The organism is Marinobacter sp. LA51, from assembly GCF_030297175.1.
GTDB classification, from domain to species: domain Bacteria; phylum Pseudomonadota; class Gammaproteobacteria; order Pseudomonadales; family Oleiphilaceae; genus Marinobacter; species Marinobacter apostichopi.
On the sequence record NZ_AP028070.1, the window covers coordinates 2,734,523 to 2,752,866 of the forward strand.

Annotated in this window: 17 protein-coding genes; 11 read left to right on the forward strand and 6 right to left on the reverse strand. The window is 59.2% G+C overall.

Features of this window, described 5'->3' with window-relative positions:
- Positions 1 to 3 precede the first annotated feature (3 nt).
- The 6 genes from QUE89_RS12535 (at position 4) to QUE89_RS12560 (ending at position 8,468) form a co-directional block, all read left to right on the forward strand.
- Complete coding sequence (locus tag QUE89_RS12535) at positions 4 to 1,620, forward strand: acyl-CoA carboxylase subunit beta (protein ID WP_286220407.1); 1,617 nt, start codon at positions 4 to 6, stop codon at positions 1,618 to 1,620.
- A 56-nt stretch (positions 1,621 to 1,676) separates the two neighbouring features.
- Complete coding sequence (locus tag QUE89_RS12540; protein ID WP_286220408.1) at positions 1,677 to 2,837, forward strand: acyl-CoA dehydrogenase family protein; 1,161 nt, start codon at positions 1,677 to 1,679, stop codon at positions 2,835 to 2,837.
- 24 nt (positions 2,838 to 2,861) lie between these two features.
- Positions 2,862 to 3,683: an enoyl-CoA hydratase/isomerase family protein gene (locus QUE89_RS12545; protein ID WP_286220409.1), complete on the forward strand. Its 822-nt coding sequence runs from the start codon at positions 2,862 to 2,864 to the stop codon at positions 3,681 to 3,683.
- Positions 3,684 to 3,834: 151 nt separating this feature from the next.
- Positions 3,835 to 5,805 (forward strand): acetyl-CoA carboxylase biotin carboxylase subunit, encoded by a 1,971-nt coding sequence (locus tag QUE89_RS12550; RefSeq protein ID WP_286220410.1) that lies wholly within the window; start codon positions 3,835 to 3,837, stop codon positions 5,803 to 5,805.
- Complete coding sequence (locus tag QUE89_RS12555) at positions 5,802 to 6,629, forward strand: SDR family oxidoreductase (protein WP_286220411.1); 828 nt, start codon at positions 5,802 to 5,804, stop codon at positions 6,627 to 6,629. The genes QUE89_RS12550 and QUE89_RS12555 overlap by 4 nt, the downstream gene beginning before the upstream one ends.
- Positions 6,630 to 6,638: 9 nt before the next feature.
- Positions 6,639 to 8,468, forward strand: coding sequence for a long-chain-acyl-CoA synthetase (locus tag QUE89_RS12560; RefSeq protein WP_286220412.1), 1,830 nt, complete (start codon positions 6,639 to 6,641; stop codon positions 8,466 to 8,468).
- 219 nt (positions 8,469 to 8,687) lie between these two features.
- Here QUE89_RS12560 and QUE89_RS12565 read toward each other — a convergent pair whose 3' ends face one another.
- Both QUE89_RS12565 and QUE89_RS12570 read right to left on the reverse strand, forming a co-directional pair.
- Positions 8,688 to 9,668 (reverse strand): NADPH:quinone oxidoreductase family protein, encoded by a 981-nt coding sequence (locus QUE89_RS12565; protein ID WP_286220413.1) that lies wholly within the window; start codon positions 9,666 to 9,668, stop codon positions 8,688 to 8,690.
- Positions 9,669 to 9,812: 144 nt separating this feature from the next.
- Complete coding sequence (locus QUE89_RS12570) at positions 9,813 to 10,385, reverse strand: BLUF domain-containing protein (RefSeq protein ID WP_286220414.1); 573 nt, start codon at positions 10,383 to 10,385, stop codon at positions 9,813 to 9,815.
- A gap of 182 nt (positions 10,386 to 10,567) precedes the next feature.
- Between QUE89_RS12570 and QUE89_RS12575 the strand changes: the two genes are divergently transcribed.
- The 5 genes from QUE89_RS12575 to QUE89_RS12595 all read left to right on the forward strand — a co-directional run bounded on the left by QUE89_RS12575 (position 10,568) and on the right by QUE89_RS12595 (position 15,258).
- On the forward strand, positions 10,568 to 11,185 hold the full coding sequence (locus QUE89_RS12575) for a trimeric intracellular cation channel family protein (RefSeq protein ID WP_286220415.1): 618 nt from the start codon (positions 10,568 to 10,570) through the stop codon (positions 11,183 to 11,185).
- Positions 11,186 to 11,338: 153 nt separating this feature from the next.
- Positions 11,339 to 12,637 (forward strand): NCS2 family permease, encoded by a 1,299-nt coding sequence (locus QUE89_RS12580; protein ID WP_286220416.1) that lies wholly within the window; start codon positions 11,339 to 11,341, stop codon positions 12,635 to 12,637.
- Positions 12,638 to 12,667: 30 nt separating this feature from the next.
- Complete coding sequence (locus tag QUE89_RS12585; RefSeq protein WP_286220417.1) at positions 12,668 to 13,210, forward strand: adenine phosphoribosyltransferase; 543 nt, start codon at positions 12,668 to 12,670, stop codon at positions 13,208 to 13,210.
- Positions 13,211 to 13,234: 24 nt separating this feature from the next.
- Complete coding sequence (locus QUE89_RS12590) at positions 13,235 to 13,897, forward strand: fumarylacetoacetate hydrolase family protein (RefSeq protein WP_286220418.1); 663 nt, start codon at positions 13,235 to 13,237, stop codon at positions 13,895 to 13,897.
- Positions 13,898 to 13,944: 47 nt separating this feature from the next.
- Positions 13,945 to 15,258, forward strand: a complete 1,314-nt coding sequence (locus QUE89_RS12595; protein ID WP_286220419.1) for an ABC1 kinase family protein — start codon at positions 13,945 to 13,947, stop codon at positions 15,256 to 15,258.
- Between the two features lie 7 nt (positions 15,259 to 15,265).
- Here QUE89_RS12595 and QUE89_RS12600 read toward each other — a convergent pair whose 3' ends face one another.
- The 4 genes from QUE89_RS12600 to QUE89_RS12615 all read right to left on the reverse strand — a co-directional run bounded on the left by QUE89_RS12600 (position 15,266) and on the right by QUE89_RS12615 (position 18,299).
- Positions 15,266 to 15,745, reverse strand: coding sequence for a hypothetical protein (locus tag QUE89_RS12600; RefSeq protein ID WP_286220420.1), 480 nt, complete (start codon positions 15,743 to 15,745; stop codon positions 15,266 to 15,268).
- A gap of 15 nt (positions 15,746 to 15,760) precedes the next feature.
- Positions 15,761 to 16,141, reverse strand: a complete 381-nt coding sequence (locus QUE89_RS12605) for a DUF6152 family protein (protein WP_286220421.1) — start codon at positions 16,139 to 16,141, stop codon at positions 15,761 to 15,763.
- A 77-nt stretch (positions 16,142 to 16,218) separates the two neighbouring features.
- A complete protein-coding gene (locus QUE89_RS12610; protein ID WP_286220422.1) occupies positions 16,219 to 16,896 on the reverse strand; it encodes an SIR2 family NAD-dependent protein deacylase in 678 nt (225 codons plus the stop codon).
- The gene (locus tag QUE89_RS12615; protein ID WP_286220423.1) at positions 16,896 to 18,299 is read right to left on the reverse strand and encodes an FAD-binding oxidoreductase; all 1,404 of its coding nucleotides are present in this window, start codon (positions 18,297 to 18,299) and stop codon (positions 16,896 to 16,898) included. The genes QUE89_RS12610 and QUE89_RS12615 overlap by 1 nt, the downstream gene beginning before the upstream one ends.
- Between the last annotated feature and the right edge of the window lie 45 nt (positions 18,300 to 18,344).

Below are 18,344 nucleotides of genomic sequence, written 5' to 3' on the forward strand. Positions count from 1 at the left end.
GCCATGCAAGTTCTGGAAACCACGGTCACTCCCCAGTCGGAGGAATTCCAGGCCAACGCCGAGGCTATGGAAGCACACATCCAGACCTTCCGGGAGGTGGAGCAAAAGGTGCTGGACCTGGCAGAAGCGGCGCGGGAAAAGTTCACCAAGCGGGGCAAGCTGCTGCCCCGGGATCGCATTAACCGGCTGCTGGATCGGGGTACACCGTTTCTGGAACTCTGCTCCCTGGCGGGTTACCAGATGCATGATGACAAAGACGGCAGCCTCGCTGGTGGCGGCATCATTGCCGGCATTGGCACGGTCAGTGGCATCCGCTGCCTGGTCGTGGCCAGCAACAGTGCCATCAAAGGCGGCACCATCACTCCAGCCGGTCTGGACAAGACCCTGCGCCTGCACCAGATCGCCATGGAAAATAAACTGCCGGTGGTCTCGCTGTCCGAAAGTGGCGGCGCCAACCTTAACTACGCCACCGATATTTTCGTGCAGGGGGCAAGAAGCTTTGCCAACCAGGCCCGCATGTCTGCCGCCGGCATTCCCCAGGTAACCGTGGTGCACGGCAACGCCACCGCCGGCGGCGCCTATCAGCCGGGCCTGTCTGACTACGTGGTGGCGGTGCGCGGCAAGGCCAAGATGTTCCTGGCCGGGCCACCGCTGCTGAAAGCCGCCACCGGCGAAGTAGCCACCGATGAAGAACTGGGTGGAGCGGAAATGCACGCACAGGTCGCCGGCACCGCCGAATACCTGGCCGAGGACGACGCCGACGGTATCCGCCAGGCCCGCAATATCCTCGAAGCCTTGTCCTGGAACGAGCAGCTACCACCTCAGCGCGAGCTGACCTGGGACGAGCCGTGTTTACCAGCGGAGGAACTGCTGGGGGTGATCCCGTCCGATTCCAAGAAACCCTACGACGTTCGTGAAATCCTCGCCCGAATTGCCGACAGCTCGAAATTCATGGATTTCAAGAATGAGTTCGATGACCAGACCGTATGCGGCACCATCCGCATCGAGGGCCATGCGGTCGGCATCATCGGCAACAACGGCCCGATCACCCCGGCTGGCAGCGCCAAGGCGGCCCAGTTCATCCAGCTGTGCGATCAGGCCGGTACGCCGCTGCTGTTCCTGCACAACACCACCGGCTTCATGGTGGGCACCCACTCCGAGCAGAACGGCATCATCAAGCACGGCTCCAAGATGATCCAGGCGGTCGCCAACTGCCGGGTACCAAAGATCGCCATCGTGATCGGCGGCTCCTATGGTGCAGGTAACTACGCCATGTGCGGCCGCGGCCTGGACCCGCGTTTCATCTTTGCCTGGCCCAACAGCCGCACCGCGGTTATGGGCCCGGCCCAGGCCGGCAAGGTGATGCGCATCGTGGCCGAAGACAAGCAAAGACGCAGCGGCATGGAACCGGACCCGAAGACCCTCGATTTTCTCGAGCAGGCTACCGCCAAGAAACTCGAAGACGGCTCCACGGCCCTTTACGGCACGGCCCGGCTGTGGGACGACGGCCTGATAGACCCGCGGGATACCCGCCGGGTACTGGCGCTGGTGCTGTCGGTCTGTCGCGAAGCCGACGCCCGTCCATTACGCCCCAATTCGTTCGGTGTCGCCCGGCTGTAATCCGGCGGCACAGACACAACAATTAAGAACCGATTTCAGACAAGGAGAACAACAAAATGAAATTCACCGAAGAGCACGAAGCGCTGCGAAAAACAGTTCGGGACTTCGTCGAGAAAGAGATCAATCCGCACTGCGACGAGTGGGAAGAAGCCGGCGAGTTCCCGATTCACGACGTGTTCAAGAAACTGGGCAAGCTCGGCATTCTGGGCATCCAGAAGCCGGAAGAATACGGCGGCATGGGTCTCGACTACAGCTACAACCTGGTGGCCGCTGAAGAACTGGGCATGGCCCATTGCGGTGGTGTGCCCCTGGCTGTCGGTGTACAAACCGACATGTGCACCCCGGCCATCGCCCGGTTTGGCTCCGATGAACTCAAACGCACCTTCCTTGCTCCCGCCATCACCGGTGACATGGTCGGCTGTATCGGCGTCAGCGAAGTGGGCGCAGGCTCCGATGTTGCCAACACCAAAACGGTTGCCCGGGCAGACGGCGACGACTACATCATCAACGGCTCGAAGATGTGGATCACCAACAGCCCGAAAGCCGACTTCATTTGCCTGCTGGCCAACACCAGCGACGACAAGCCCCACAAGAACAAATCCCTGATCGTGGTGCCAATGAACAGCCCGGGCATTTCCTTTAGCCCGCACCTGAACAAACTGGGCATGCGCTCCTCGGAAACCGCCCAGATCTTCTTCGACGATGTGCGCGTGCCCCGACGCTACCGCATCGGCGCCGAAGGCACCGGCTTCATGATGCAGATGCTGCAGTTCCAGGAAGAACGCATGTGGGGCGCGGCTAACGTCATCAAGTCCCTGGAAAACTGCGTCGACAAAACCATCGACTACTGCCGGGAACGCAAAACCTTCGGCCAGTCACTGCTCGACAACCAGGTGATTCACTTCCGACTGGCTGAGCTGCAGACCGAAATCGAAGCCCTGCGCGCCCTCACCTACCAGGCCTGCGAACTGCACATCGAAGGCAAGGACGTCACCAAGCTGGCCTCCATGGCCAAGCTAAAAGCCGGCCGACTGGGCCGCGAGGTTACCGACAGCTGCCTGCAGTACTGGGGCGGCATGGGCTACATGTGGGACAACCCGCTGTCGCGGGCCTTCCGGGACGTTCGCCTGGTCTCCATTGGCGGCGGCGCCGACGAAATCATGCTGGGCATCATCTGCAAAATGATGGGCACACTACCGGGCAAACAACGCAATTAAGCAACCTTAGTGGAGTTGGTTGGGATGGAATCTTTACCTCATTGCGAAACACTGCTGCTGGAAAAACAGGGCCCGACCCTGGTGGTCACCATCAATCGTCCGGATGTTCGCAACGCCATGAGCCTGCAAATGGTGGCCGAGCTGTCCGCGGTGTTTTCCCAGATCGAATCAGACTCGAGCATCCGCGCCGCAGTTATTCGCGGCACCGGTGGCCATTTCTGCGCCGGTGGCGACATTACAGACATGGCCGGCGCCCGCAACCAGCCCGCGGCTGAGGGCGAGGCCGATCCGTTTTACCGGCTGAACCGGGCCTTTGGCCAGATGATCCAGCAGGTCAACGAATCCTCCAAGGTGGTTATTGCGGTCACCGAAGGCGCTGTCATGGGCGGCGGATTCGGACTCGCCTGCGTCTCCGATGTAGCCATCGCCGGCCCTACTGCCACCTTCGGCATGCCGGAAACCTCACTCGGAATAATCCCGGCCCAGATAGCCCCGTTTGTGGTGGAACGCATCGGCCTCACCCAGGCCCGGCGCCTGGCACTGCTTGGTTTACGGATTAATGCGGAAGAAGCCTGCACCCTGGGCATCGTTCATCAGGCAGCCAATTCAGATGAGCAACTGGAGGAAATGCTCAGCCATACCCTGGACCGAGTCCAATTGTGCGCGCCAGGAGCGACGACTGAGACCAAAGCCCTCCTGCACCGGGTTGGCCACGAAAATATGAGCGGCCTGCTCGACGACGCCGCCGAGAAATTTGCCAAGGCTATCCGGGGTAGTGAGGGTGCCGAGGGCACTGTCGCATTCATGCAGAAAAGACCACCTAAATGGGCCACGGAATCCGAATGATCGCGGAGCGGGTGGGCAGGAAGGTCGGGCCAGAAAATGTTGAAGGCCAAGGATGGCCGGAAACAAGCGCACATGGATGTGCTCGTAGCGGTTTTCTGGCCCGACCTTTCTGCCCGCCCGCGGACCTGCACCCAAGGAAGAGAACAACAACATGCTGACCAAACTGCTGATCGCCAACCGAGGTGAAATCGCCGTCCGCGTCATCCGCACCGCCAGGGATCTGGGCTACCGCACCGTGGCCGTCTATTCCGAGGCAGACGCCAACGCCCTGCACGTGCACGAAGCCGACGAGGCAGTCTGCATTGGCCCCGCACAGGTAACGGCCTCCTACCTCAATGCCGAAGCCATTCTCGAAGCCGCCCACAAGACCGGTGCCGACTGCATTCACCCCGGCTACGGCTTCCTGTCTGAGAACTCTAGTTTTGCCAACGCCTGCAAAGCCGCCGGATTGGTATTCGTCGGCCCACCGTCGGATGCTATCGAATTGATGGGCAGCAAGCGCCGCTCCAAACTGGCCATGCAAGACGCCGGCGTACCGGTAGTGCCCGGCTACGAGGGCAACAACGCCACCGACGAAGAACTGATCGCTGCGGCCGCCGACATCGGCTACCCACTCATGATCAAAGCCTCTGCCGGCGGCGGTGGCCGCGGCATGCGGCTGGTGAATGCCGAACCGGAACTGGCCGATAACATCAAACGGGCCCGCTCCGAAGCCAAGCAGGCCTTCGGCGACGACGAACTGATACTCGAAAAAGCCGTACTCGAACCCCGGCATGTTGAAATCCAGGTGTTCGCCGACAGTCATGGCAACGCCGTGTACCTGGGCGAGCGGGACTGCTCGGTACAACGCCGACACCAGAAAGTGGTCGAAGAGGCCCCTTCCCCATTTGTGACACCCGAACTTCGTTCAGCCATGGGCGAAGCCGCCGTCAAGGCAGCGCTGGCTTGTGGTTACGAGGGCGCAGGCACCGTCGAGTTTCTGGTGGACAAAGACCGTAATTTCTACTTCCTGGAAATGAACACCCGCCTGCAGGTGGAACACCCGGTCACCGAACTGATCACCGGCCAGGACCTGGTGGCCTGGCAACTGGCTGTGGCCGAAGGCCGCCCGCTGCCACTGGCCCAGCACGAGATCGAGCTGAACGGCCACGCCATCGAAGTCCGACTGTACGCCGAAGACCCAGCCAACGGTTTTACACCCCAGACCGGCCCCCTGCTGAAATTCCAACCGGCCGAGGGCGAAGGCATTCGCTTCGACACCGGGGTCCGTTCCGGCGATACGGTCACGCCTCACTATGATCCGATGCTGGCCAAAGTCATCGCCTGGGGCCAGACCCGGGACGATGCCCGCCGGCGCCTGATCCGGGCCCTGGAAGACACGGTCATATTTGGCGTCACCACCAACCGTTACTTCCTTAGCCGCATCCTTGCCGACGACACCTTTGGCGCCGGTGAAGCCACCACCGCCTTCTTGCAGCAAGCATTCCGGGACGATCCGTCACTTCAGCCCCAAGAACCGTCACTGCGGGAACTGGCCCTGGCCGCCGGCATACTCGACCATAGCCAAACGGGCCAAAGCGCCTGGAGCAATGCACCGGCGACCCGCACCCCCATCACCCTTGAACTGGATGGTAAAAACCAGGAGCTGCTGGTGTCCCGGGCGGGTAACCGGCTGAACGTCGCCATTGGCGACAACCAGTACGAACTGGTCATCGAAGCACTCGAAAGCGACTCCCTGTGCACGATCGACAACGGCGTCCGTCAAAGGTGCCAATATCACCGCGACGGCGATTCCCTATATTTCCAGGCCTTCGGCCAGACATGGTCGGTGCGTGATGTGACCCACCAGCCTCCCGCAGGCAGCCTGGGAGCCGGCAGTGGCCGGGTGCAGGCATCCATGGACGGCGCCATCATCGAAGTGCTGGCCAGGTCCGGGCAAAGAGTCAGTCAGGGGGATACACTGGTTATTCTCGAGGCCATGAAAATGGAACATCCGGTCAAGGCCGACCGTGACGGTGTCGTCAGCCAAGTGCTGGCAGGTGCGGGCGACCAGGTTAAACGCAATCAGCTACTGGTCGAGATAACGACTGAAGAAACAGCCCAACAGGAGGCCGAGTCATGAACACACTGAAAGGACGTACCGTCTTTATCACTGGCGGCAGCCGCGGCATCGGCCGGGCCATTGCCCTAGCCTGCGCCCGCCAGGGTGCCAACGTGGTGATCGCCGCCAAATCGGACACCCCGCACCCCAAATTGCCGGGCACCATCCACACGGTTGCCGAGGAAGTGCGGGCGGCCGGTGGTCAGGCACTGCCCCTGGTGCTGGACGTGCGCGATGATCAACTGGTCAAACAGCGCATGGACGAAGCTGCCGACCACTTTGGCGGCATAGACGCCCTGGTTAACAACGCCGGCGCCATTCGGCTGACCGGCGTGGAGAACCTCAAAGCCAGTCGCTACGACCTGATGCACCAGGTCAACGCCCGGGCGGTGTTCACCTGTAGCCAGGCCGCACTGCCCTACCTGAAGAAATCCGACCGCGGCCACATTCTGAGCCTGTCGCCACCGCTAAACCTGAACAACAAGTGGTTCGCCCAGTACGGCCCCTACACCACCACCAAATACGCCATGACCATGCTGAGCATCGGCATGGCCGAAGAATTCCGGCGCTACGGCATTGCCGTGAACACACTCTGGCCCAAGACCCTGATTGCCACCGCCGCCATCGAGTTTGAAGTGGGCGGGCCGGCCATGATGGCTCAGGGCCGCAAGCCGGATATCATGGCCGATGCCACAGTGAGCATTCTGAACCGGTCTGCAGATGAGCTTTCAGGCCAGAACCTGATCGACGAAGACCTGCTGCGCCAGGATGGCGTGACTGATTTCGAACACTACCGATACGCCGCGGGCGACAAGCCCCTGCTACCGGACCTGTTCCTGGACTAGGAAAACAGCATGAGCAATGATCAAGTCAGAGCCCGGGACATCGTACGAAGCCTGCCCGGCATCGTCCGAAAGTTCCCCTCTATCGCCCGGGGCTATTACTACTACGCGGTAAAGGACCAGAACCGGGAGCTAACCCTCGGCACCCTGATCGAACGCAATGCCGAGCGACACGGCGATCGGCCGGCGGTGTTGTATGATGACCGGGCGATCAGCTGGAGCGAGTTTAATGGCTGGGCCAACCGCATTGCTCATTTTCTCCAGAACCAGGGCCTGACCAAGGGCGACGCCATTGCCGTGTTCCTGGAGAACCGCCCAGAGCTGCTGGCCGTTGTCGCGGGCGCGGCCAAGCTGGGCGTGGCCTGCGCCATGCTTAACACCTCTCAGAAAGGCAAGGTGCTGGAACACAGCATCAATCTGATCGAGCCCAAGATGGTAGTTGTCGGTGAGGAGCTGCTTGCCTCGTTCGAGGGAGTGAAAGGTGGCCTGAAAACCGGCCATCCCGACCCGTTCCTGTTCATGGCCGACATCAACACCCTGAACGCCTTTGGCGAAGCTCCAGACGGCTTCACCAACATGGCCGAGCGAGTCAGTACTTTTAACAGCAGCAACCCGGCGCTGCTCGACCCGCCACGCATGGGCGACACCGCCATCTATCTGTTCACCTCCGGCACCACCGGCCTGCCTAAGGCCGCCCCCGGCTCACACCGCAAGTTCGTCAAAGCCTACGGCGGCTTCGGCATGATGTCTCTGGCCATGGAACCGGAAGACGTCCTGTATTGCACCCTGCCGCTGTATCACGGCACGGCCCTGCTGGTGTGCTGGGGCTCGGTGCTTGCCGGTGGTTCCGCGATTGCGATACGCCGCAAATTCTCCGCCAGCGCCTTCTGGGACGACGTCCGCCGATACCGAGCCACCACCTTCGGCTATGTTGGCGAACTCTGCCGCTACCTGTTGAACCATCCAGCCAGCGAACAGGACCGGAACCACAGTCTGACCAAGATGATCGGCAACGGCCTGCGGCCTTCTATCTGGCGGGAGTTCAAAGAGCGCTTTGGTATCGACACCGTGGCCGAACTTTACGCCTCCAGCGAGGGCAACATCGGCTTCAGCAACTTCTTCAACATGGACAACACCGTCGGCTTCTCCACCGCCCCGTACAAGCTGGTGAAGTTCCACGACGGCACCCGGGACCCGGTCCGCGACAAGAAAGGCTTCATGCAGGAAGTTGGCAAAGGCGAGGCGGGGTTGTTGATCGGTGAGATCACAAAGAAGTGGTCATTCGAGGGCTACACCCAGAAAGAGGCAACCGAGAAATCCATCCTTCGGGATGCCTTCAAGAAAGGCGACGCCTGGTTCAACACCGGAGATGTACTGAAAGAAATCGGATGCCGACACCTACAATTCGTGGATCGCATGGGCGACACCTACCGCTGGAAAGGCGAGAACGTCTCCACCAACGAGGTGGAGAACATCATCGACGGCTCTGGCATGGTCGAAGAAGCGATCGTTTACGGCGTAGAGATCCCGAACACCAACGGCAAGGCCGGCATGGTCACGCTGGTGCCTCACTCAAACGGCAGCGAGTTCGACGTCAATAAACTGTTCGCCTACCTCAAAGCCAACCTGCCTCCGTACGCGATTCCGGTCTTTGTGCGGGTCACCCGCGCTATTGAGAAAACGGGTACCTTCAAATACCGCAAAGTGGATATTCAGAAAGCTGGCTATTCACTGGAACGGGATAACGATGAGGTGTTTGCCTGGTTACCCAGAACAGAGGGTTATAAGCAGCTGACGTCTGAGCTGGTTGCTGACATTGATGCCGGGAAGGTTAGCTTCTGACGATTAGTTTGGGGACTTGTCTCGGGCTCTAGCCTTTCAGGATTGGAATAACCGTGAAGTTCGAAAGGCAGAGAGGGCCAATCCTCCCAAAAATGTCGTAGGCCAAGGATGGCCGGAGACAAGCGCACATGGACGTGCTCGTAGCGGTTTTTGGGAGGATTGGCCCTCTCTGCCCCACCCCAAGCCATCCAGGCTAGGAGCGGGGGCAGATCCAGAATATTAAGAGCCGACCTTAAGCACCACCTTCCCAGTAGCACGACGCTCAGTCAGAGCGCCCAGCGCCTTGGCGTAATCCTCAAATTCGAACACTTCGCTGATCTTTGGGTCGATCTTTCCCTCGGAGTAGAGCTTCATCAGCTCCATCATGTTCTGGGCACTGGCCTCGGGCTCGCGCTGGGTGAAGCTGCCCCAGAAAACACCAACCACGGAGCAGCCTTTCAGCAGTGTCAGGTTGGCCGGGACCTTGGGAATGTCACCGGCGGCGAAGCCGATGATCAGGTGGCGGCCGTTCCAGCCCATGGCGCGCAGGGCCTGCTCGGTGAAATCACCGCCGACCGGATCGTAGATGACATCTACGCCCTTGCCCTTGGTCAGGTTCTTCACCGCCTCCTTCAGGGGCTCTTCGCTGTAGTTGATCAGCTCATCAGCACCAGCTTCCTTGGCAATGGCCAGTTTCTCCGCGGAGCTTGCCGCCGCGATGACTCGGGCGCCCATGGCTTTGCCCAGCTCCACCGTGGCAAGACCAACGCCGCCGCTGGCGCCCAGCACCAGCAGGCTCTCGCCGGGTTGCAGGTTAGCGCGCTGCTTCAGGGCGTAGTATGAGGTGCCGTACACCATGGTGAAGGCTGCGGCTTTTTCATCGGACATGCCATCGGGCACTGGCAGAAGATTCTGTTCCGGCACAACGACTTCCTCAGCAAAAGCACCGTAACCGGTCAAACCGGCAACGCGGTCGCCTGGTTTGAAGCGTGTCACCTTCTCGCCCACCTCAATCACTTCACCGGCCATTTCACCACCTGGGGAAAACGGCAGGTTCGGCTTCAGCTGGTACTTGTTCTCGATGATCAGGGTATCCGGGAAGTTCAGACCGGCGGCTTTGACCCGCACCTTCACTCCGCGCCCCTTCACGTCCGGGCTTGTAACCTCTTCGATAACGAGTGTGTCGGCTGGGCCGTATTCCTTGCAGAGGATGGCTTTCATGGAATCTCCTGTAGTGGCATTGTTGTTAGGCATACACCAAGCTTGGGACCTGCCTGGTTGCAACTACCCTTCAAGCTAACCAGTGTCACTCCATGAAGCAAATGAAGAGCTCTTATCCGATTTTATAAATCAAACTGATGAAGCCTATAACAAAGACCCGGCGTAAATCAGCGCCCCCAGCAATCCCAGGGCCGCAATGATCAAGCCTGCTCGCAAACTTGACGAGAAGGCTTTGGGGATTTCGGCCTTGCCCCCATTGGAAGCGTCTTCCTGATGACTCAATTTCTGGTCATGTCTGGAGTTGCGAATCAGTTCAATCATTTCTTCGCATTGGCGCGCACTGAAGGACGCCGGATTGAAGTTTTCCAAACCGTGGTTTTCCAAGAACTGGTGTACGTCCTTGGAAAGCGGTACATATTTCATGGACCAACTGGAAAAAGTCCGCCCCTCCAGAGGTTCCTCTATCAATGTAATGATGTTCCTATGCCTCCTATCGTTCTGAATACGACGATAGGTTTTTAAAACTTCGCCCTCCTCACCCTCCAGGTATTGGAAGAATTGGCCATTACCGTAGTAGAGACCACCCACCAGCTCACTCTGGCCATTGTGAAGTCGCGAAGTCATCAAAATCCGCGCAACGTGAGGCTCCACACCTTTATCAACGGGTTGAGCCTCGAAGGTAGCTTCGCTTGCATAGGCCAGGCGCATGAGTGACATTTTCACTACTCCAAAAAGGAAATTAAGACAATTCGGTGAACGTTACGCGCACATTGGTCATCACGGATCACTGAAACCGGAATCAGGCTAGCCGCAAAGATGGATCGAGAGGTATTCTTCGCTATTCTTTCGCGACCTTTGCGTGTGCCTCTACCACCTGTATTTCGCCATCAGGACCAACCATGTTCGATATCGTCTACCTGCTCGAAATGACCGGAATCGTCGCCTTTGCCATCTCCGGCATGCTGGTGGCGCGCGCCAAAAATATGGACCCGGTAGGCGTCTTTACCATCGGCTTTATCACGGCGATGGGCGGCGGCACCCTGCGAGATCTCATTCTGGACAACCACCCGGTGTACTGGATTCAGCACCAGGAACTGCCTATGTTGATCCTGGTGCTGGCCATCGTGTTCAGCTACTGGCAGCGCGCCGGACGGCTTCCGACCTCGAAGATCGTGCTGCCGGATGCTGTTGGGCTGGGCGTGTTTTCCATTCTCGGTGCGCAGCTGGCCCTGGACCTCGGGCATTCCTGGTTCATCGCTTCGCTGCTTGGCGTGATGACCGGCACCTTTGGCGGCGCATTGCGTGACACCCTGTGCAACGAAGTGCCGTCCATTTTCCGCAAGGACCAGATCTACGCGTCGATATCCTTCGCAGGCTGCTGGGTCTACTTCCTGTGTCAGTGGTTGCTGGAAAATGAAGCCCTGGCACTGACGATAGGTCTGTTTTTTATCGTCATCGTCCGAATGGCGGCTGTGCGCTTCGATATTCGCCTGCAACGGGATTCAACCCAGCACTAATTCGTCGGCTCATCTTTAGCACACTGTCAATCATCCCTTGGCCTGAGAGCCTTCAGCCGGTAAGATTGCCGTTTTTTCGCGCAATCTGCGTTTCCCATTCGAAACCGATTCCCAACTCCTAACTTTTGGCATCCTGAGAGGCAGACTCCCGTCATGCTTGAACGACTGTTCCAACTCCAGGCCCACGGCACCACTGTTCGTAAAGAACTGGTTGCGGGCGTAACCACTTTCCTGACCATGGCCTACATCATTGTGGTCAACCCCAGCATCCTGTCGTCGACCGGCATGGATTTTGGTGCTGTGTTTGTCGCCACCTGCCTGGCGGCCACCATCGGAACCCTGATCATGGGCCTTTGGGCCAACTACCCCATCGCCCTGGCTCCCGGCATGGGCCTGAACGCCTTTTTCTCATTCACCGTGGTCGGCAGCATGGGTTACAGCTGGCAGGTCGCGCTTGGTGCGGTTTTCCTCTCAGGTGTCATCTTCTTCCTGCTCAGCATCCTGAAGGTGCGCGAGTGGATCATCAACAGCATTCCGATGTCCCTGCGTTTCGGTATTTCTGCCGGTATCGGCTTCTTCCTGGCGCTAATCGCCCTGAAAAACGCCGGCATCGTGGTGGATAACCCAGCCACACTGGTCGGCATGGGTGACATCAAGGTTGCTGAAAGCCTGCTGTTCTTCGGTGGCTTTGTCCTGATCTGTGCGTTGTCGTTCCGGCGTGTTACCGGTGCCGTTATGATCGGCATCATTGCCATCACCGGTATTTCCATGATGCTCGGTATGGTTGAGTACAACGGGTTTGTGTCCGCCCCGCCGAGCCTGGCACCGACATTCATGCAGCTGGACATCGCCGGTGCCCTGAACGTTGGCATGATCAGCATTGTCTTCGCGTTCCTGTTTGTTGACCTGTTCGACACCTCGGGCACACTGATCGGTGCCGCTCAGCGCGGTGGTCTGCTGGACAAAAACGGCAAATTGCCACGCCTGGGCCGCGCCCTGATGTCCGATTCGGTCGCCACCATGTCCGGCGCCGCCATGGGCACCTCCACCACCACCAGCTACATTGAATCCACGGCCGGGATCTCCGCCGGTGGCCGCACCGGCCTGACTGCCGTGGTCGTCGCTGCCCTGTTCCTGGCCTGCCTGCTGTTGTCACCGATTGCCAGCATTATCCCGGCTTACGCCACAGCACCGGCATTGATGTACGTAGCCGTGCTCATGACCAGCGGTCTGAAGCTCGTGGACTGGGACGACATCACCGATGCCGCACCGGCTGTCGTGACGGCACTGATGATGCCGCTGACCTTCTCCATCGCAAATGGCATCGCCATGGGTTTCATCACCTATGCCATCGTGAAAGCCCTGAGTGGCCGCTGGTCTGACCTGAACGCCAGCGTCATTACCATTGCCGTGGTATTCGTCCTGAAATTCATTTTCCTGGATGCGGCGTAAGCCGCATCCTGAGTCATCACCGGATCTGTCATGGATTACTTCTCTGAAAGCATCAAAAAGGCGATTCGCACTGTGCCGGACTGGCCCAAGCCCGGCGTAGCGTTTCGCGACATCACCACGGTCCTGCAGGACAAGACCGCGTTTCGTAAGCTGATTGATGCCTTTGTCCACCGCTATCACGGCCATGAAATCGATGCCGTGGCTGCTGTCGATGCCCGCGGCTTTATCATTGGTTCGGCCCTGGCCTACGAGCTGAACGCCTCCCTGGTCCTGGTGCGGAAGAAGGGCAAGCTGCCGTTCGACACCCTGGTCGAAGACTACGAGCTTGAATACGGCAACGCCTCCGTTGAGCTGCATAAAGACGCCTTCAAACCCGGTGACAAGGTGGTCCTCGTTGACGACCTGATCGCCACCGGCGGTACCATGCTGGCCGCCACCCGCCTGATTCGCCGGATTGGCGCGGAGATCGTGGAAGTGGCGGCGATGATAGACCTGCCCGACCTCGGCGGCTCCCGAAAGCTGCAGGAAGATGGGCTTCAGGTTTATACTGTCTGCTCATTCGACGGAGAATAAACTGACAGCGCACGGGAGGCGGTTATGCAGGACTACCAACATCACTGGAAAGATGGCACACCCGTGCACTTGCCTCTGGGCAAGATTGTCTGCATCGGCCGCAACTACGCTGAACACGCCCGGGAACTGAACAACCCAGTTCCGGATGAGCCGTTGCTGTTTATCAAACCCTCGACAGCAGCGGTACACATCACCCGGCCGTTGGCCGTGCCCCACGATCGTGGCGAGGTTCATTACGAGGCCGAGCTGGCCGTTCTGATTGGCCGGCCACTGACCAACGCCTCCGCCAGCGAAGCGGAAACGGCCATCCTTGGCTACGGCATGGCCCTGGATCTGACGCTGCGAGATATCCAGAGCAAACTGAAAGAGAAAGGCCACCCCTGGGAACGGGCCAAATCCTTTGACGGAGCGTGCCCGCTCTCTCCGTTCGTCGCTGCCGACAAGCTGCATAAAGACCATATCCAGTTCACCCTGGATATCGACGGCGAGCGGCGCCAGACCGGCGACAGCCGCGAAATGCTCAACCCCATCGTGCCTCTGATTGCCCACATCAGCAGCCAGTTCAGCCTGCTACCGGGTGACATCGTACTGACCGGAACCCCCAAGGGCGTCGGCCCGCTGCAAATCGGCCAAACCCTGTCTCTCGAACTGGAAGACCTGCTGTTCGTCGAAACCAAAGTGGTTTAACGTTTGGCGTGAGCAAACTTATCTCCGGTTGAGGACGTACAACCTGCATGGCAAAAAAACCGGTAACTTCCCGTAGTGGTCGATTTCTGAAACTCGCAGGCATGACGGCTTCCGTGGCTGGGCAATACGCCGGTCAGCGGGCGCGCCGCATATTCCGGAGCGAGAACGACGACGGCGCGCAAAGCGAAAGCTATACCCGCATGGCCGGGCATATAGCCGACACGCTGGGTGAGCTCAAGGGCGCGGTCATGAAAGTGGGCCAGATCGCCTCACAGACCCAGGATTTCCTGCCCAAGGAATTTTCCGACGCCCTGCAAACCCTGCAGAAAGAAGCGCCGCCGATGCCGTTCCCGGTGATCGTCGAGCAGATCGAAACCGAACTGGGCAAGTCCATTGCCGAGTTGTTCGAATACCTTCAGGAGAAGCCCTACGCTGCGGCGTCCATCGGACAGGTCCATCGCGCCCGCCTGCACGACGGCACCGACGTTATCGTTAAAGTGCAGTACCCCGGCGTGGACGATTCCTGCGATTCCGACCTGAAGCAATTGCGCCTGGCATTGAAACTGGGCGGCCTGCTGAAAATGCCCAAGGAAGCAGTCGACCAGCTATTCGGAGAGATTCGTGAGCGGCTGAAGGAAGAGCTGGATTACGTCAACGAAGCGGACAATCTGCGGCTGTTCCGGAAATTCCATGAGAAAGACGACTGGATCATTATCCCCGATGTGATCGACAGTCATTCCAGCCGCCGGGTTCTGACACTGGAACTGGTGGAGGGAGATCACGTTAGTGAAGTGACACCCGCGCGCTACGATCAGGACACCATCAACCTGATTGGCCACCGCATCTTTACCACCATGGCCGACCAGTTGTTTCGCTTCCAGTGCATCCACGGTGACCCCCACGCCGGCAACTTTGCCTACCGGCCGGACGGCTCGATCATCCTGTACGATTTCGGCTGCGTTAAGAAGCTAAAACCCGAAATCATCAAATCCTACCGTCAGGCCCTAGTCGCCGCTTTGCAGGAAGACTATCAGGCCCTGGACCGCCACCTGATTGCCTTGGGCGCCCGGGTGGAAAGCCAGCCAGCGGTGGACGAAGCCTATTACGCCATGTGGCGGGACATTCTCATTGTTCCGTTCGAGCAGGAAGAACCCTACGACTTCGCGGAAGCGGACCTGCACCAGCGCGTGGCCGCCAAGACCAGCACGGTGTTCAAATACCTGGAGTATTTCAAACCGCCAGTGGAGAGCATCTTCATTGACCGGATGATTGCCGGGCATTACTGGATGCTGAAGCGGCTGGGCGTGCAGGCAGCGTTCCGCTCCGAGCTGGAAAAGTACCTGGAAACTACGCTCGACTGAGCCACAATCAGAAATAGCCAACGAAGCGCCCCAGCACAAGCACCAGCAGCCACACCGCGAGGGACACCAGCGCACCGGCCCGCAGCGCCGGACTGACAGGCCCTTCGACCGCACCCGGGGCGTACCGGGCCATAATCACCAAGATATTCACCAGTCCAAGCAGCAGCACCAGCAGCTTGGCACGAAACCAGATCGACTCCAGATACTCGGTGGCCCGGGTGATGAACATCAGGCTGCCGGTGGTCACTGCCAATGCCAGGCCGACGGCCGCCGTCATCCTCAGTACCCGCCAGAATGGCTGCAGCGGCAGGCTCGACCAGAGCCCCAGCAACTTCAGATCCAGGGGAATAATGCCGCCCACCAACAACGCAATACCAAGAATGTGCCCGGCATTGATCAGCGGGTACCACCAAACCGACCCGGCAAGGGCTTGCGCCAGCGCACTCTGCTCCAGGATAACCGCAAACTCTGCCACTTCCTCTGCCATGGACAATCAGCAGTCTCAGGACGAACGATCTGGGTATAGATTGTAATCTTTGCCATCAATGACGATGCGCTCCGCCTTGACCAGGCGTTCGTCCGCTTTGGCGGACTTGTGGCCATGAACGGTGATTTCGCGCCCCTCGGACAGCAGCTCGTCGGTGAGTCCCGCACGCTGATTGCGCCACGGCTGCCCCACTTCAATCAGCCACTCCTTGCCATCGACACTCAGCGTTACCTCACCGTGGGGGTTACCCAGGCGTTTAGCGACAATAATGCCGGTGATTTCAAACTCCTGATCCGTAGCCCAGCCCCAGCCATGGTGCGCCATTGCCGGAACTGAACTCAGGATCAGGATAAGAGGAAGTAAAAACCACAGAATCGAACGTGTTGAAGACCACATGATGCGCCCCTCGCATTCAGCCTTTGCCTGAGATTAGTACAGGCACTGCTGATGGGACAGCTCGACCGAAAACGGGTTCAGTCGAGATTGGCAACCCACTCGGCAACACCTTCACAGGCACCCTTCTGGATAAAGCGGGCCCGGGACACGGACGGAGGCTCGGCCGGGTCCACAACAGTGACGGGAACTCCCGGCTCCACTTCATAGACCAGGCCGGCGGCCGGATAAACCTGAAGCGAAGTGCCGACAATCAGCAGATGATCGGCGGTACGAACCATTTCGGCCGCAGCATCCAGCATCGGCACTTCTTCACCGAACCAGACAATGTGAGGCCGCAGCTGGGCACCGCGCTCGCAGATTTCGCCCGGCTGGATGTCGCGATAGCCGATGTCGTAAACCAGTTCCGGGTGCTGGGAGCTGCGGGCTTTGGTGAGTTCGCCGTGGAGGTGAATAACATTGCTCGAGCCACCGCGCTCGTGCAGGTCATCAACGTTCTGGGTGACGATGGTTACCCGGTAGCGTGACTCCAGTTCCGCCAGCAACCGGTGGGCCTGGTTGGGCTGGGCAGATTCCAACTGCCGGCGGCGGTCGTTGTAGAACCGCAGCACCAGCTCCTGGTTACGGGCAAATGCCTCCGGTGTCGCCACATCGTAGACACTGTGCTCCTCCCACAAGCCCCCGTTATCCCGGAAGGTGGAGAGACCACTTTCGGCGCTGATGCCTGCGCCGGTCAGGACCACGACGTGATCGCGCATCAGTCGAAGATCTTGCCAGGGTTGATAACGCCATTAGGGTCAAAGACCTGCTTGATCGCCTTCATGTAGGCAATTTCGGCCTCGCTGCGGGTGTAATGCAAATACGGCTTCTTGGTCATGCCCACGCCGTGTTCGGCGGAAACACTGCCCTCATAACGCTCAACAATCTCAAACACCCACTTGTTGACCTGCTGGCACTTCTCGAAAAAGTCCTCATTGGCCATGTCCTCGGGTTTCAGGATGTTCAGGTGTAGATTGCCGTCGCCAATGTGGCCAAACCAGATGATTTCGAAATCCGGGTAATGCTTGGTCACCACCTCGTCGATTTCGGTCAGGAAGCCCGGCACCTTGGACACCACCACGGAGATGTCGTTTTTATAGGGCGTGCGCGGCGCGATGGACTCGGAGATCCGCTCCCGCAGCTGCCACAGGTTCTGGGCCTGGGTTTCGCTCTGGCTGATAACGCCATCCAGCACCCAGCCCTGCTCCACGCATTGCTCGAACAGGGCCATGGCATCGTCCATTACCTGGTCGGAAACGGCCTCGAACTCCAGCAGTGCGTAGTACGGCGCCTCGGTCTCGAACGGCGCCTGCACCTGGCCGTGGGCCAGCACATGCTGCATGGCCTGGTGCGAGAAGAATTCATAAGCGGTCAGATCGATCTGCTTCTGGAAGGTCTGCAACACGTCCATGGTGTTGGTGAGGTCGTTGAGGCCCAGCACCAGCACGGTCAGGTTGTCCGGCTGACGGGTCAGCTTCATGGTGGCTTCGGTAATGAAGCCCAGGGTGCCTTCCGCACCAATGAACAGGTGGCGCAGATCGTAACCGGTATTGTTCTTTTCCAGATCCTTGTTCAGTTCCAGGATATCGCCCTTACCGGTCACCACTTTCAGCCCCGCCACCCAGTCGCGGCTCATGCCGTAGCGGATCACCTTGATACCACCGGCGTTGGTGGACAGGTTGCCACCGAGCTGACTGGAACCTGCCGAGGCGAAGTCCACCGGATAATACAAACCGTTCTCTTCGGCCAGATTCTGCAGCTGTTCGGTGACCACGCCCGCCTGGCAGTGCACGGTGCGATCGCTGGCGTTGAATTCCAGGACCTGGTTCATGTTGTCGAATGCCACAACCACTTCGCCATTGGCCGCCACCGCGCCGGCGCTCAAACCTGTACGACCACCCGACGGCACCAGCGCCACCTGATTTTCATTGGCAAACCGCACCAGCGCCTGCACCTGCTCGGTGGTTTTCGGCAGCACAATGGCGGTGGGCTTGGGTGGGTAGATCTTGGTCCAATCCTTACCATAAGCCTGAAGATCGTCAGGATCGGTCAGCACCTTGCCGGCATGGTCACCGGTGGCAATCAACTCTTTCAGGGAGGCGATGATTTGTTCGGAATTCATGGATAAGTCAGTCTCGTCGAGGTTGGTCCGGGGACCGGTAACCCT